Origin of the sequence: Streptomyces sp. NPDC046465, from assembly GCF_040646035.1 — a bacterium.
Classification (GTDB): Bacteria; Actinomycetota; Actinomycetes; order Streptomycetales; family Streptomycetaceae; genus Streptomyces.
This window is the reverse complement of sequence record NZ_JBEYZK010000001.1, coordinates 211,068-226,004: the sequence shown is the minus strand read 5'-3', so window position 1 is coordinate 226,004 and position 14,937 is coordinate 211,068. Positions and strand designations below refer to the sequence as shown.

Sequence of the window (14,937 nt, the reverse complement as noted above, 5' to 3'; positions counted from 1 at the left end):
CTGGCCAAGGGGGTGTGCGGGGGCGCATTTGCCGTACGACTGTGCGCCCCCTGTGCGACAGACAGGTGAGCGATGAGATTACGTCCGGGGCTCCGCCGTAAGGTCGATGAGTCGGCACACCGTTTCGATGTCGATCTTCACCTGGGCGATCGAGGCCCGGCCGGAGAGCCAGGTGATCAGCGCGGAGTGCCAGGTGTGCTCGATGACCCGTACCGCGGAGAGCTGCCGCGGTGTCGGGTTCTCCGTGAGGCCCATCGCGTCCAGGATGATCGCCGTCGTGAGCCGCGAGACCGTGTCGACCTCCGGGCTCACCGAACGGTCCGCGAAGGTGAGGGCCCGCACCATCGCGTCCGCGAGGTGCGGCTCGCGCTGCAGCGCCCTGAAGGCCCGCATCAGCGTCTCGGAGACCCGCTCGGCGGGCGTCTCACCGGCCGGCGGGCGCTTGCGGATGGTCGTGTGCATGTGCTGCAACTGGTCCTGCATGGTGGCGACCAGCAGATGCACCTTGGAGGGGAAGTAGCGGTAGAGGGTGCCGAGGGCGACACCGGCGGCCTCGGCGACCTCCCGCATCTGCACGGCGTCGAAGCCGCCCCTGCTGGCCAGTTGGGCGCTCGCGTGCAGAATGCGGCGGCGGCGCGCTTCCTGGCGTTCGGTGAGGGGTGGCGCCGCCGGGTTCGCCGCCTTGGCTTCCGCTGTCATGTCGATGCCCCTTTGGAAAACGCCTCCCGAGATCGCACAGCATGGCAGGGAGCCCGTCGTGGCGCGAATCACCTGATCCGGGCCTTACACCTCGCCTACCTGCCGGTAGATTCAAAGCTCGTTCAGCGATCACTCAGCGATCAAGTCTGAAACTTGTTCTAGATTACCGTCCCGGCGTAACCTCGCGGAGAGCTGCAGGAAGAAGGGGGCCGAGAGTGACCGCCGAGGCCATGGAGGCAGGCCCCCGAAAGGGCTCTGAGCGGGACGGCGAGCGTCCGCTGCGCATCGCTCTCCTCACGTACAAAGGGAACCCGTTCTGCGGGGGACAGGGCGTCTATGTCCGCCATCTCTCGCGCGAACTCGCCCGGCTCGGCCACAGCGTCGAGGTGATAGGCGCACAGCCCTACCCCGTCCTCGACGAGGGCGAGGACCTGAGAGGCCTCAAGCTCACCGAGCTCCCCAGCCTCGACCTCTACCGCTCGCCCGACCCCTTCCGCACTCCCGGGCGCGACGAGTACCGCGACTGGGTCGACGCCCTCGAAGTGGCGACGATGTGGACCGGCGGCTTCCCCGAGCCCACCACCTTCAGTCTGCGGGCCCGGCGGCACCTGCGTGCCCGGCGCGGCGAGTTCGACGTCGTGCACGACAACCAGACCCTCGGCTACGGCCTGCTCGGCGACCTCGGCGCGCCCCTGGTCACCACGATCCACCACCCCATCACCGTCGACCGGCGCCTGGAGCTCGACGCCGCGCCCGACATCAAGCGCCGCATGTCCGTCCGCCGCTGGTACGCGTTCACGCGCATGCAGAAGCGGGTCGCGCGCCGCCTGCCGTCCGTCCTCACCGTCTCCGGCAGCTCGCGCCAGGAGATCGTCGACCACCTCGGCGTGCGCGACGACCGCATCAGCGTCGTCCACATCGGCGCCGACACCGACCTCTTCTCGCCCGACCCGGCCGTCCCCGAGGTGCCCGGCAGGATCGTGACGACGTCCAGCGCAGACGTCCCGCTCAAGGGCCTCGTCTTCCTCATCGAGGCGCTCGCCAAGACGCGCACCGAGCACCCCGGAGCCCACCTCGTCGTCGTCGGCAAGCGCGCCGAGGACGGCCCGGTCGCCCAGGCCATCGAGCGGCACGGACTCGCGGGCGCCGTCGAGTTCGTCAAGGGCATCACCGACGCCGAACTCGTCGACCTCGTCCGCTCGGCGCAGGTCGCCTGCGTCCCTTCGCTGTACGAGGGGTTCTCGCTGCCCGCCGCCGAGGCGATGGCGACCGGCACCCCGCTCCTCGCGACCACCGGCGGCGCGATCCCGGAGGTCGCGGGGACCGACGGCGAGACCTGCCTCGCGGTGCCGCCGGGCGACGCGGGGGCGCTCGCGCTCGGCCTGAACCGGCTCCTCGGCGACGCCGGGCTGCGGGCCAGGCTCGGTGCGGCGGGACGCGCGCGTGTGCTCGCCAAGTTCACCTGGGCCCGCGCCGCCCAGGGCACCGCGGAGCTCTACCGCACGGCGATCGACCGCTCCGCGGGGCGCCGCACCGCCCAGGTGGCCGCGCCCGCCCCGGTGACCGCGCCCGCCCCCGGGGCCGCGCTCGCCCCCGAAGTTGCAGGACCTCACCCCGAAAGCAGGGCCACGTGCTGACCGTCGACTTCACCCGCTTCCCGCTCGCCGCCGGCGATCGCGTGCTCGACCTGGGCTGCGGCGCGGGCCGGCACGCCTTCGAGTGCTACCGGCGCGGCGCCCAGGTGGTGGCCCTCGACCAGAACGGCGAGGAGATCCGCGAGGTCGCCAAGTGGTTCGCCGCGATGAAGGAGGCGGGCGAGGCCCCCGCGGGTGCGACGGCCACCGCGATGGAGGGCGACGCGCTCAACCTGCCCTTCCCCGACGCGTCGTTCGACGTCGTGATCATCTCCGAGGTCATGGAGCACATCCCCGACGACAAGGGGGTCCTCGCGGAGATGGTGCGCGTCCTCAAGCCCGGCGGCCGCATCGCGGTCACCGTCCCGCGCTACGGCCCCGAGAAGGTCTGCTGGACCCTCTCCGACGCCTACCACGAGGTCGAGGGCGGCCACATCCGCATCTACAAGGCGGACGAGCTGATCGGGCGGATGAAGGAAGCCGGGCTCAAGCCGTACGGCACGCACCACGCCCACGCGCTGCACTCGCCGTACTGGTGGCTCAAGTGCGCGTTCGGCGTCGACAACGACAAGGCGCTGCCGGTCCGCGCGTACCACAAGCTCCTGGTCTGGGACATCATGAAGAAGCCTCTCGCGACCCGGGTCGCCGAGCAGCTGCTCAACCCCGTGGTCGGCAAGAGCTTCGTCGCCTACGCCACCAAGCCGCACCTGCCGAAGGCCTCGGCCGACGCCGCGGCGGACGCCAAGTGACGAGCCCGGAGCGGACCGAACACCTCGTCCTGCCCGGCGTCCTGACGGTCGATCAGGCCGTGGCGACGGTCCGCGGCATCCTCGCCGTGCAGCGCGAGGACGGCGCCATCCCGTGGTTCCGCGGACACCACCTGGACCCGTGGGACCACACCGAGGCGGCGATGGCGCTGGACGCGGCGGGCGAACACGCGGCCGCCGAGCGCGCCTACGACTGGCTCGCGCGCCACCAGAACCCGGACGGGTCCTGGTACGCGGCGTACGCCGACGGCGACCCGGACGACGTCACCGACCGCGGCCGCGAGACCAACTTCTGCGCCTACCTGTCGGTGGGCGTCTGGCACCACTACCTCTCGACCGGCGACGAGGGTTTCCTGGACCGCATGTGGCCCGCCGTGGTCGCCTCCGTCGAGTTCGTCCTCGGGCTGCAGCAGCCCGGCGGGCAGATCGGCTGGAAGCGGGAGGCCGACGGCACGCCGGTCACCGACGCGCTCCTGACCGGCTCCTCCTCCATCCACCAGGCGCTGCGCTGCGCCCTGGCCGTCGCCGAGCAGCGCGACGAGGCGCAGCCCGACTGGGAGCTGGCGGCCGGTGCCCTCGCGCACGCGATCCGCCGCCACCCCGAGCGCTTCCTCGACAAGGACCGCTACTCGATGGACTGGTACTACCCGGTCCTGGGCGGCGCGCTGACCGGCGAAGAGGCCAAGTCCCGCATCGAGGAGGGCTGGGACCGCTTCGTGGTGCCCGGCCTCGGGGTGCGCTGCGTGGTGCCCAACCCGTGGGTCACCGGCGGCGAGAGCGCCGAACTCGCCCTCGCCCTCTGGGTGTTGGGGGAGTCGGACCGTTCCCTGGAGATCCTGCAGTCCATCCAGCACCTGCGCGACCCCGAGTCGGGCCTGTACTGGACGGGCTACGTCTTCGACGACAAGGCGCTCTGGCCCGCGGAGCTCACCACCTGGACGGCGGGCTCGCTGCTCCTCGCGGTGGCGGCACTCGGCGGCGACGAGGCGACCTGCGCCGTCTTCTCCGGCGACCGCCTGCCGCGGGGCCTGGACCCGGACTGCTGCGACGTCCCTCGTTAGACGCCGCTCAGTAGCGGCGCAGGCGTCCTGCGAGGGCGTGGCCGATGAAGAGGTAGACGACGGCGGCGAGGCCGTAGCCCCGGGCCCCCGGGTCATGCGACCGGTGGGTGGGGTGGGGTGGCTCAGTAGCGGCGCAGGCGTCCTGCGAGGGCGTGGCCGATGAAGAGGTAGACGACGGCGGCGAGGCCGTAGCCCGCGACGACCCGCGCCCAGCCTTCGTCGAACGTGAACAGGTCGTGCGACCAGCCCGCCAGCCAGCGGGCCACGTCGTGGATGAACTGGACGAGGTCGTTGGCGCGGTTCGCGTCAAGCAGGTACATGAGGATCCACAGGCCGAGTATCGCGGCCATGATGTCGGCGACGAGCGCTATGACCCGCCCCGCGGTGCTGCCGTGGGAGTGCCTTGTGGGAGACATAAGGACCGGATACCTGGAAGGCCCCCCTTGAAACCCGTACGGGCCCGTCCCGCTGGCGGGGCGCGGCGGCCGGGGTGAGGCTGCGCAGAGGAGCGCGCTCTGCCGCGGGCCGCTCAGCTCTCGCCTGGAGGCCGCCCCGTGCTCAGCCCCGTATCCGTCCGACGTGCCGGAGTCTCCCTCACTCTCTGCTGCACCTTGCTGGCAGGCGCGACGGCCTGCGGCGGCAGCGGTGACGACACCGCCTCCGCGTCGGCGCCGTCCGCCAGCAGCAGCGCCGACAAGCAGGAGAAGCAGAAGTTCGCCAAGACCCGCTTCGTCGCCAACGCGGGACTGGCCGCCGGGGCGACCTACCAGTGGATCGTGAAGCCGTTCCGCGCGGGCAAGTTCAAGAAGGGCGCCAAGGGGCGGAAGTTCTCCCTGGTCAAGGCGGGCCTCGCCGGAGCGTTCACGTACAACAGGCTGAAGGCCGCGACGAAGAACGCGCAGGGCGACCCGACCCTCGCCAAGGCGGTGGCCCCCCTCACCTCGGGCATCGACGCCCTGAAGGACCTGCCGTCCAAGCTCCGCAAGGGCGACGGGACGGACTCGGTGGTGAACTCCTTCGACGACATCATCAAGGACGTCAAGGGCGCGGGCAGCAGCGCGGGCGCGGAGGTCAAGGACAAGGTGCCGTCGGCGGGTGAGCTGAGCAAGGGCTGACGCCTTCGGGCCCAGGAGTTCTCAGGAGTTGAGCTCGGCCAGGACCCGCAGGGTGTGCGGGTCCGGCGCGAGCAGGAGCAGGTCCGTGACCGGGCCCTTGCGCCACAGCTCCAGGCGCTCCGCGATCCGGGCGCGCGGGCCGACCAGGGAGATCTCGTCGGCGAAGGCGTCGGGCACGGCGAGCACCGCCTCCTCCCTGCGCCCCGCGAGGAACAGCTCCTGGATGCGCCGGGCCTCGGCCTCGTACCCCATCCGTGCCATCAGGTCGGCGTGGAAGTTGCGCGCGGAGTGCCCCATGCCGCCGATGTAGAAGCCGAGCATGGCCTTGACCGGGAGCAGGCCCTCCGCGACGTCGTCGCAGACCTTCGCGCGGGCTATCGGGGCGATGGTGAAGCCCTCCCGCAGACCGGTCAGCGACGCCTCGTACACGTCGGTCCGCAGCGGCGACCAGTACAGCGGCAGCCAGCCGTCCGCGATCCGCGTCGTCTGCGCGATGTTCTTGGGCCCCTCGGCGCCGAGCAGGATGGGCAGCTCGGCCCGCAGGGGGTGGGTGATCGGCTTGAGGGGCTTGCCGAGACCGGTGCTGTCCGGGCCGTTGTACGGGTGGGAGTGGAAGCGGCCCGCGACCTCCACGGGACCTTCGCGCCGCAGGACCTGGCGGATCACCTCGACGTACTCGCGGGTCGCGGTCAGCGGCGACTTCGGGAACGGCCGCCCGTACCAGCCCTCCACCACCTGCGGCCCGGAGAGGCCGAGGCCGAGCATCATCCGCCCGCCGGAGAGGTGGTCGAGGGTGAGCGCGTGCATGGCGGTGGTGACGGGGGAGCGCGCCGCCATCTGCGCGACGGCGGTACCGAGCCTGATCCGCGAGGTCCGCGCGGCGATCCAGGTCAGCGGCGTGAAGGCGTCGGAGCCCCAGGCCTCCGCGGTCCACACGGAGTCGTAGCCGAGCCGTTCGGCCTCCTGGGCGAGGGCGACGTGCCCGGGGCCGGGGCCGCGCCCCCAGTAACCGAGTGCGAGCCCGAGCCGCATAGGCCTGCCTCCCTGGTGAACTGACGCTACGTCAGATGGGGTCCGTAGGGGAGGGACTGTACGACAACGGCCCCCCGCCCGGAAGGGCGAGGGGCCGAGGCGGAACTCGGTGCGGGGTCAGCCGCGCTGGATCCCCGTGGTGTCCTGCAGGACGCCGCGACGGCCGTCCTGCGTCTGGGCCACCAGGCCGGGACCGCGCTGCTCGACGGCCAAGTACCAGGTACCGGGCGCCAGTTCGGCGATCGGGGTCGGCGAGCCGTCCTCCGCGTACAGCGGACGCGGCACCGGCACGGCGAACCAGAACGGCGAGAAGTCACCGGCGGGCTGGGCCTGCGCGGGCGGCGGGGTCTGCCCGGCCTGCGGCTGCGGCTGCTGCCCGCCGAAGGACTGGCCCTGCGGCTGACCGGGCTGGCCGGGCTGGGCGCCGTAGGGCGCGCCCGGCTGCGGCTGACCCGCACCGGCCCCCGGGTAGCCGTAGCCACCCTGCGGCTGGCCGCCGTAGGGCTGCGGGGCGGCCGGACGCGGGGCGCCCATGAGGGGAGCCTTCAGGGCGGGGACGAGCAGGGTCGCGACGGCGCCCGCGGCGAGCACGAGCGCGGCGATCAGGCCGAGGATGAGGCCGACACCGGCGTCGGGGGTCTCTCCGCGGCCGAGGCTGGTGTCGAAGAAGAAGTTGTAGGACTGGTCGGTGTCGAAGATCGCGCCGAGCGAGCTCCACGCGGCGGCGATGGTGAAGGCCACCCCGAGCTGGCCGAGGTCCAGGCCCACGATCTTGCGCTGCTGCGGCAGGGCCCGGCCCACGACGATGAGCACGGCACCGATGATGCCGAGCAGGTACACGCTCAGCAGCAGGTTGCCGTTTTCCCAGGCGTTCGACAGCTTGTCGCTGGGGGCGCCTTCGATGTCAAGGGTGTCGAGGAACGAGGCGATGAAGAGCAACACCGCTGCTCCGATCACCACGCCGTCGCCTCGAGTGAGGGAGCGGAAATTCACTTCAGGTCCTTCGTCAGTCGTCTCGTCAGTGGAGGCGTCGCTGTCGCCGTAGTCGCGGTCGTGTCGCGGTGCGCGAAGCGCGGGGGTGGCCCCTCATCGTAGGGAGGACAATATCGTCCGGAGACGCGGGGTGTCTGCTCGGGATAAAGACGTCCGCGCTTCGAAACGGTGACGTCTCCGCACCTACCGACGCAGGAATCCCGCAATTCCCTCAGAAATCCCCTGTGCCGCCTTCTGCTGCCACGCACCACTGGTCAGCAGGGCCGCGTCCTTCGCGTCGCGCATGTTGCCGCACTCGATGAACACCTTGGGAACGGTGGAGAGATTGAGGCCGCCGAGGTCCTTGCGGACGTCGAGTCCGGTGCCGCCGCCGACGTAGTTCGAGGGGGCGCTGCCCGTCGCGGCGACGAACTTTCCCGCGATGCGTTCGCCCAACTCCTTGGAGGGGGCGACGATCGCCGTGGTGTCGGCCGCGCCGGACTTCACCTTCGCGGGCATGATCACGTGGAAGCCGCGGTTGCCTGCCCCGGAGCCGTCCGCGTGGATGGAGATCACCGCGTCGGCATGGGCCTTGTTGCCGATCCGGGCGCGTTCGTCGACGCACGGGCCCCAGGGCCGGTCTCCGTCCTGCGTGAACTTGACCGTGGCGCCCTGCTTTTCGAGCAGCGTGCGCAGGTTGCGGGCGACCGCCAGGGTGAACTTCGCCTCGCTGTAGCCGCCGTTGGTGGACGTGCCCGTCGTGTCGCACGGCTTGCGGTTCGTCCCGATGTCGACCTGACGGTTGATTTCCGCCGTGTGCTGGAAGTTGCCCGGATTGTGGCCCGGGTCGACCACGACGACCTTGCCCTTGAGGGGGCCGCCGGGGGCGTGGCCGGGCGACGTCGGCTTCGTGGCCGAATCGTTGTCGTCGCCGTCCGAACCCTTGCCGTCCTTGTCGCCCTTGTCGCCCTTGTCGTCCTTGTGGTTCCCCTTTTCGGGCCCGCGGGTCCCGGACGGGGCGGACGAGGCGGACCCGGGTGACGCGTCCGCGCCCTCGGACGTGCTCGACGACACCGGCAGCGATCTCGCCGGTTCGCCCTCGTCGGACCCGCTGGTCGCCTGGTAGACGAGATAGGCCGCCAGACAGGTCGGCACCAGCGCGGCGACGGCGACCGTCAGCGGTCGGCGGACGCTGCGCCTGGGCGGCTGGGAGGGATCGAATTCCGGACCTACGTACGACACGGGGCGAGCCTATCCGCGGGGCCGGGTCCCCGCTCCTCGTTGCGGCCCGGTCCCGGCACCTTCTCTCAGCACCTTCAGGGCTGTCGTATCCGTCAGATCCCCGGCCCCGTGCGCCGCAGCACGCGCAGCGAGTCCGTCACCGAGACCTCAGTGAACGCGCCGGACTCCAGGGCCCTGAGGTAGACGCGGTACGGCGCCTGCCCGGTCATGATGTCGACCGGATCGGGGAACACGTCGTGGATGACGAGCAGGCCGCCCTCGGCGACGTGCGGCGCCCAGCCCTCGTAGTCGGCCGTGGCGTGCTCGTCCGTGTGGCCCCCGTCGATGAAGACGAGCCCGAGCGCGCCGCCCCACGCCTTCGCCACCTGCGGCGAGCGCCCGACGACGGCGATCACGTGCTCCTCCAGGCCCGCCCGGTGCAGCGTGCGCCGGAAGGTGGGCAGCGTGTCCATCCGGCCGACCTCGGGGTCCACCGTCTCCGGGTCGTGGTACTCCCAGCCGGGCTGCTGCTCCTCGCTGCCCCTGTGGTGGTCCACGGTGATCGCGCTCACGCCCGCCTGCCGCGCCGCGTCGGCCAGCAGGATCGTGGAGCGCCCGCAGTACGTGCCGACCTCCAGGAGCGGCAGGCCGAGCGCGGTCGCCTCCGCCGCGGCCGCGTACAGCGCGAGCCCCTCGCCGCGCGGCATGAAGCCCTTGGCGGACTCGAAGGCGGCGAGGATCTCCGGCTTGGGCTCGGCGGCCATGGCCACGGGCTTCCTCCAGGTCGTAGGTCGTAGGTCGGAGGCAGGTCAAAGGTGGGTATGGGCGCCATGATGCACGGCACCCCCGCCACCTGGGTGACGGGGGTGCTCCGGTGCAGTCGGCGATGGCGCTGACGCGTCAGACCGGTACGTCGCTCTCGTCCGCCGCACCCGACAGCGCCAGGTCGACCCGCACGGGGCGGTCGTGACCGCGGTACGCCGCCGCGGAGGCGCGCGGCGCGTGGCCGGTGGCGGTGGCCGCGAGGACGTAGCTGCCGTCGGAGGGCACGGCGAGGGCGTAGCGGCCATCGTCGTCGGTGAGGGCCGCGCCCGCCTGCTTGCCGCGGCGGTCGATCAGCGTCACCTTCGCGCGGGGGACGGGCGTCCCGTCCGCTCCCCGAACCAGGCCGTGGAAGCCCGCGAGCACCTCGGCGGCGCGCTCCAGGTTGGCGTCCTCCTCGCTGCTCGCACGCAGCTGCGTGGTGACCGAACGGCGCGCGGAGGGCAGCATCAGGGCGAAGAACAGGCCGACGACGACCGCGCCCGCGGCGATCAGGAACGAGACGCGGAAGCCGTGCATGGTGGGCACGGCGACGCCCCCGACATGGTCCGCGGTGTTGGCGAGGACCATGCCGATCACGGCGCTCGACACCGAGGTGCCGATGGAGCGCATCAGGGTGTTGAGGCCGTTGGCCGCGCCCGTCTCGGACGCGTCGACGGAACCGATGATGAGCGCGGGGAGCGAGGAGTAGGCGAGGCCGATGCCCGCGCCGAGGAGCACCGCGATGATGATCGTCTGCCAGGCGGCGCTCATCAGGCCGAGGCCCGCGCCGTAGCCGATCGTGATGATCAGCATGCCGAGGATGAGGGTCACCTTCGGGCCGTACTTCGCCGACAGGCGGGCGTAGACCGGCGCCGTGAACATCATCGTCAGGCCGAGCGGCATCACGCACAGGCCCGCGACGACCATGGACTGGCCGAGGCCGTAGCCGGTCGCGGCGGGGAGTTGGAGCAGCTGGGGCAGGACCAGCGAGACGGCGTAGAAGGCGACGCCGACCATGATCGAGGCGAGGTTGGTGAAGAGGACCGAGCGGCGGGCCGTGGTGCGCAGGTCCACGAGGGGGGCCTTCAGGCGCAGCTCCATCACGCCCCACAGGACGAGGACGACGGCCGCGGCGGCGAACAGGCCGAGCGTGGTGGACGAGCCCCAGCCCCAGTCGCTGCCCTTGGTGATCGGCAGCAGGAACAGGACGAGACCGGCGGAGAGGCCGAGCGCGCCCAGCACGTCGAAGGTGCCTTGGGCGCGGACGGGGCTCTCCGGCACGAAGACGAGGGTCAGCAGGATCGAGAGGACGCCGAGCCCCGCGGCGCCGAAGAACAGCGCGTGCCAGTCGGCGTTCTGCGCGGTCAGCGCGGCGACCGGCAGGGCGAGGCCGCCGCCGACGCCGATGGAGGAGCTCATCAGGGCCATCGCGGAGCCGAGCTTCTCGCGGGGCAGCTCGTCGCGCATCAGGCCGATGCCGAGCGGGATGGCGCCCATGGCGAAGCCCTGGAGTGCGCGGCCCACGATCATCACGACGAGATCGTCGGTGAATCCGCAGATCAGCGAGCCGACCACCATGACGGCGAGGCTGGAGAGCAGCATCTTCCGCTTGCCGTAGAGATCGCCGAGGCGGCCCATGATCGGAGTGGAGACGGCGCCGGCGAGCAGGGTCGACGTCATGACCCAGGTGGCGTTCGAGGGCGAGGTGTGCAGCAGCTCCGGCAGGTCCTTGATGACCGGCACGAGCAGGGTCTGCATCACCGCGACGACGATGCCGGAGAAGGCGAGTACGGGGACGACTCCGCGTATGCCGCGTGGGTGGGTCGTCGACATCGACATTGTGTGGGGCCTCCGGGGCGGCAGGGGACTCGGCAGGAGTACGCAGGAGTACGTGGATCCGTACGCGCACGGCAGCGTGTACGTGTAGCTCGAACCTGTTTCCCGGGGCGACTATTCCGACGGATGTCGTACCAGAGGAACTCTTGACCTGTTGTTAACCCTTTCATCAGCCGGGTCCCCGGAGACCCCTGGGGCGCCCGCCAAGCCGCCCCGCACCTGACCTTCCGTCAGATTGAAACGTGTTCTACTCTGTCGCCGTCCCGGCACCGGCTACCGGCGAGGATGCGCATGGGGATCGGAATCACGCGGGAACAAGGGGAGTTGGCGTCGGCTGTGCGCGGCTGGATCGCCCGCACCGTGCCGCCCGAGGAGGTGCGCAAGCTGCTCGATGACTCCGCGGGCCCGCCGCTCCCTCCCGGGGTGATGGGGCTCACCGGCGGCGCCCGGCCCGCCCACTGGGACGCGCTCGCCGGGCAGGGGCTGCTCGGCGTCCACCTCCCCGAGGAGTACGGCGGCGGGGGCGGGGGCCTCATCGACCTCGCCGTCGTCCTTGAGGAGGCGGCGCGGGCCGCGCTCCCCGGGCCGCTCGCGGCGAGCTCCCTCGCCTCCCTGGTGCTGCACCGCGCGGGCGCGCACGCGCTCACCGCGGAGCTGGCGAGCGGCGCCCGGATCGGCGCCGTGGCGCTGGACGCGGGCACGCTCACCGCCGTCGCGGGACCCGACGGCTACGTCCTGGACGGCACGGCGCCGCCCGTGCTCTCCGGCGGCGAGGCGGACCTGCTGGTCCTCGCCGCCGCGTCCGCCGCGGGCCCGGTGTGGCTGGCGGTCGACGCCGCCGCGCTGACCGTCCGTACGCACGACAGCGCCGACCCGACGCGGCCCACCGCCGAAGTGAGCGCGCGGGCCGCGCACGTCCCGGCGGACCGCGCGCTCGCCGTCGACGCCGCGACCGTCCGCGACCTGGCCGCCGCCGTGCTGGCCGCCGACGCGTGCGGCACCGCGGCGTGGGCGCTGCACACCGCGGCCGAACACGCCAAGGTGCGCGAGCAGTTCGGCCGCCCCATCGGGCAGTTCCAGGGCGTCAAGCACCTCTGCGCCGACATGCTGGTCCGCGTCGAGCAGGCCCGCGCCCTGGCCTGGGACGCGGCCCGCGCGGCGGACGACCCCGACGCGACCGCCGACGTACGCGGCCTGACCACCGCACTCGCCGCGGCCACCGCCCTGGACGCCGCCCACTCCTGCGCCAAGGACTGCGTGCAGATCCTCGGCGGCATCGGGTTCACCTGGGAGCACGACGCCCATCTGTATCTGCGCCGGGCGGTCGTGGCGCGCCAACTGCTCGGCGCGGGCGACGCGCACCGGCTGCGTGCCGTACGCCTCGCGGAGGGCGGCGCGCGCCGTGAACTGCGCCTGGAACTGCCGGAAGAGGCGAAGGAGTACCGGACCCGGGCCCGCGCGGCGATCGCCCCGGCCCGCGGACTCGACCCGGCGGCGGCCCGCAAGGCGCTCGCCCCCACCGGCTACGCGGCCCCGCACCTGCCCGAGCCGTACGGCCTGGGCGCAGGGCCCGTACAACAGCTCGTCGTCCAGCAGGAGTTGCGGCACGCCGGAGTCACGCTCAGCGACCTCTCCATCGCGACCTGGGTGATCCCCTCCCTCATCGCGTACGGCACCGACGCGCAACGCGCACGCTTCCTCGCGCCCACCCTGCGCGGCGAGCTGCTCTGGTGCCAGCTCTTCAGCGAGCCCGGCGCGGGCTCCGACCTCGCGTCCCTGAGCACCCGGGCCGAGCGCGTCGAGGGCGGCTGGCGCGTGACCGGTCAGAAGGTGTGGACGAGCGCGGCCCAGTGGGCGGACCACGGCATCCTCCTCGCCCGAACCGATCCGTCGGCGCCCAAGCACAAGGGGCTGACGTACTTCCTCGTCGACATGAAGGCCGCCGCGGGTGAGGGCGGCGGCATCGACATCCGCCCGCTCAAGGAGATCACCGGCGAAGCCCTCTTCAACGAGGTGTACTTCGACGACGTGTTCCTCCCCGAGGACGCCGTCGTCGGCCGGGTCGACGACGGCTGGCGGGTCGCCCGTCACACACTCGGCAACGAACGCGTCCACATGGCCGACCAGTTGACCTTCGACACCGGCCTCGAAGCGCTCATCGCCCGCGCCGGTGAACTCGACGGCGCGTACCGGGCCCGTATCGGAGGGCTCGCCGCCGAGGCGCACGCCCTCGCCTGCATCGGGCTGCGCACCACCACCCGACAGGTCGCGGGCGCGGAGCCGGGCGCGGGCGCTTCCGTACGCAAACTCGTCCAGACCCCCCACCAGCAGAAGGTCGCCGAGCTCGCCCTCGAACTGCTCGGCCCGTCGGGCGCGGTCCGCGAGGGCCCGGGGGAGCGGGCGCTGCACGGCTTCCTGATGTCGCGCTGCCTGACCATCGCGGGCGGCACCACTCAGGTCCAGCTCAACGTCGTCGCCGAGCGAATCCTCGGCCTGCCCCGTGACTGAACCACCGGCCAGCGAAAGGGACATCATGAAGGCGTACGTCGTCGGCGTCGGGATGACCAGGTTCGAGAAGCCCGAGACGCGCGACTGGCAGTACTGGGACATGGCGAAGGAAGCGGGCACGAAGGCCCTCGACGACGCCGGGATCTCGTACGACCAGGTCGAGCAGGTCCCCGTGGGCTACTGCTTCCAGGCCTCGACCGCGGGTCAGCGCGCCGTCTACGAACTCGGCCTGACCGGCGTGCCCGTCTACAACGTCAACAACAACTGCGCCACCGCGTCGACCGCGCTGATGATGGCGCGGCAGTTCGTCGAGGGCGGCCTGAGCGACTGCGTGCTCGCGCTCGGCTTCGAGAAGATGGCGCGCGGCGCGCTGGGCGGCGGCAGCGACGGGGGCGCCCGCGGCGGAGCCGCTGATGGATTCGGCAAGACGTCGCCGGTCGCCCGCCACTACGGGATCATGGCCGCCCGGCACGGCTTCGAGATGACCCCGCCCACCGCGCAGATCTTCGGCAACGCGGCCCGTGAGCACATGGAGAAGTACGGCACCACCGAGGCACAGCTCGCCGCGGTCGGCGCCAAGAACCACCGGCACTCCACGAACAACCCGTACGCGCAGTTCCAGGACGCGTACACCGTCGACGAGATCCTCGCCGCCAAGATGATCCACCGCCCGCTCACCAAGCTCCAGTGCTCCCCGACGTCGGACGGCTCGGCGGCGGCGGTCGTGGTCTCCGAACGGTTCGTCGAGCGGCACGGCCTCGCGGAACGGGCGGTGGAGATCGCCGCCCAGGCCATGACCACCGACACCGGCGACTCCTTCGCCTCCGGGTCGTGCATCGACGCCGTCGGACAGCCGATGTCACGGGAGGCGGCCCGCCGGGTGTACGAGAGGTCGGGGCTCGGCATCGAGGACGTCGACGTCGTCGAGCTGCACGACTGCTTCTCCGTCAACGAACTCCTGACGTACGAGGCGCTCGGCATGTGTGCGCCGGGCGAGTCGGGAAAACTGGTCGAGAGCGGCGCGACCACGTACGGCGGCCGGTGGGTGGTCAACCCCTCCGGCGGCCTCATCTCCAAGGGCCACCCGCTGGGGGCGACCGGCATCGCACAGATCGCCGAGCTGACCTGGCAGCTGCGCGGCGAGGCGGCGGCGCGACAGGTCGAGGGGGCGCGGGTGGGGCTCGCGCACAACATCGGGCTCGGCGGGGCGGCGGTGGTGACGATGCTGCGGAGGTGAGGTCCTGGTCCTCAAGGTCCTAGTCCTGTCGGCCCAGGTCGCGTCCAGCGA

The 14,937-nt window shown here is 72.0% G+C and carries 13 protein-coding genes; 6 read left to right on the top strand and 7 right to left on the bottom strand.

What is annotated here, in order from left to right:
- Nucleotides 1-78: 78 nt before the first annotated feature.
- Nucleotides 79-699, bottom strand: coding sequence for a TetR family transcriptional regulator (locus ABZ953_RS01020; protein ID WP_361714599.1), 621 nt, complete (start codon nt 697-699; stop codon nt 79-81).
- A gap of 215 nt (nt 700-914) precedes the next feature.
- Here ABZ953_RS01020 and ABZ953_RS01015 point away from each other — a divergent pair, with 215 nt between their 5' ends.
- From ABZ953_RS01015 to ABZ953_RS01005, 3 genes are read left to right on the top strand one after another with little or no spacing between them, the layout of a single operon-like run.
- Entirely contained in the window at nt 915-2,336 is a 1,422-nt protein-coding gene (locus ABZ953_RS01015; protein WP_361714596.1) for a glycosyltransferase family 4 protein, read from the top strand.
- Complete coding sequence (locus ABZ953_RS01010) at nt 2,330-3,082, top strand: class I SAM-dependent methyltransferase (protein WP_361714592.1); 753 nt, start codon at nt 2,330-2,332, stop codon at nt 3,080-3,082. The genes ABZ953_RS01015 and ABZ953_RS01010 overlap by 7 nt, the downstream gene beginning before the upstream one ends.
- The gene (locus ABZ953_RS01005; RefSeq protein ID WP_361714589.1) at nt 3,079-4,161 is read left to right on the top strand and encodes a prenyltransferase; all 1,083 of its coding nucleotides are present in this window, start codon (nt 3,079-3,081) and stop codon (nt 4,159-4,161) included. The genes ABZ953_RS01010 and ABZ953_RS01005 overlap by 4 nt, the downstream gene beginning before the upstream one ends.
- Before the next feature lie 122 nt (nt 4,162-4,283).
- On the opposite strand, the gene ABZ953_RS01000 is transcribed toward ABZ953_RS01005, so the two are convergent.
- Entirely contained in the window at nt 4,284-4,577 is a 294-nt protein-coding gene (locus tag ABZ953_RS01000) for a hypothetical protein (RefSeq protein WP_361714586.1), read from the bottom strand.
- Between the two features lie 138 nt (nt 4,578-4,715).
- On the opposite strand from ABZ953_RS01000, the gene ABZ953_RS00995 reads away from it, so the two are divergent.
- A complete protein-coding gene (locus ABZ953_RS00995) occupies nt 4,716-5,276 on the top strand; it encodes a hypothetical protein (protein ID WP_361714583.1) in 561 nt (186 codons plus the stop codon).
- A gap of 21 nt (nt 5,277-5,297) precedes the next feature.
- On the opposite strand, the gene ABZ953_RS00990 is transcribed toward ABZ953_RS00995, so the two are convergent.
- From ABZ953_RS00990 to ABZ953_RS00970, 5 genes are all read right to left on the bottom strand, one after another.
- A complete protein-coding gene (locus ABZ953_RS00990) occupies nt 5,298-6,308 on the bottom strand; it encodes an LLM class F420-dependent oxidoreductase (protein ID WP_361714580.1) in 1,011 nt (336 codons plus the stop codon).
- A gap of 117 nt (nt 6,309-6,425) precedes the next feature.
- Entirely contained in the window at nt 6,426-7,301 is an 876-nt protein-coding gene (locus ABZ953_RS00985; RefSeq protein WP_361714577.1) for a hypothetical protein, read from the bottom strand.
- A 183-nt stretch (nt 7,302-7,484) separates the two neighbouring features.
- A complete protein-coding gene (locus tag ABZ953_RS00980) occupies nt 7,485-8,522 on the bottom strand; it encodes an N-acetylmuramoyl-L-alanine amidase (RefSeq protein ID WP_361714574.1) in 1,038 nt (345 codons plus the stop codon).
- A gap of 92 nt (nt 8,523-8,614) precedes the next feature.
- A complete protein-coding gene (locus ABZ953_RS00975; protein WP_361714572.1) occupies nt 8,615-9,265 on the bottom strand; it encodes a class I SAM-dependent methyltransferase in 651 nt (216 codons plus the stop codon).
- A 136-nt stretch (nt 9,266-9,401) separates the two neighbouring features.
- On the bottom strand, nt 9,402-11,144 hold the full coding sequence (locus tag ABZ953_RS00970) for an MFS transporter (RefSeq protein WP_361714569.1): 1,743 nt from the start codon (nt 11,142-11,144) through the stop codon (nt 9,402-9,404).
- A 288-nt stretch (nt 11,145-11,432) separates the two neighbouring features.
- Between ABZ953_RS00970 and ABZ953_RS00965 the strand changes: the two genes are divergently transcribed.
- Nucleotides 11,433-13,649, top strand: a complete 2,217-nt coding sequence (locus ABZ953_RS00965) for an acyl-CoA dehydrogenase (RefSeq protein ID WP_361714566.1) — start codon at nt 11,433-11,435, stop codon at nt 13,647-13,649.
- 25 nt (nt 13,650-13,674) lie between these two features.
- On the top strand, nt 13,675-14,886 hold the full coding sequence (locus ABZ953_RS00960) for a lipid-transfer protein (protein ID WP_361715601.1): 1,212 nt from the start codon (nt 13,675-13,677) through the stop codon (nt 14,884-14,886).
- Nucleotides 14,887-14,937 lie beyond the last annotated feature (51 nt).

Excerpts from the sequence above, each read along its gene's own strand:
- ABZ953_RS01020 (WP_361714599.1), bottom strand. The coding sequence starts at position 699 with ATGACAGCGGAAGCCAAGGCGGCGAACCCGGCGGCGCCACCCCTCACC.
- ABZ953_RS01000 (WP_361714586.1), bottom strand. The coding sequence starts at position 4,577 with ATGTCTCCCACAAGGCACTCCCACGGCAGCACCGCGGGGCGGGTCATA.
- ABZ953_RS00990 (WP_361714580.1), bottom strand. The coding sequence starts at position 6,308 with ATGCGGCTCGGGCTCGCACTCGGTTACTGGGGGCGCGGCCCCGGCCCC.
- ABZ953_RS00975 (WP_361714572.1), bottom strand. The coding sequence starts at position 9,265 with ATGGCCGCCGAGCCCAAGCCGGAGATCCTCGCCGCCTTCGAGTCCGCC.
- ABZ953_RS00970 (WP_361714569.1), bottom strand. The coding sequence starts at position 11,144 with ATGTCGATGTCGACGACCCACCCACGCGGCATACGCGGAGTCGTCCCC.
- ABZ953_RS00965 (WP_361714566.1), top strand. The coding sequence starts at position 11,433 with ATGGGGATCGGAATCACGCGGGAACAAGGGGAGTTGGCGTCGGCTGTG.
- ABZ953_RS00960 (WP_361715601.1), top strand. The coding sequence starts at position 13,675 with ATGAAGGCGTACGTCGTCGGCGTCGGGATGACCAGGTTCGAGAAGCCC.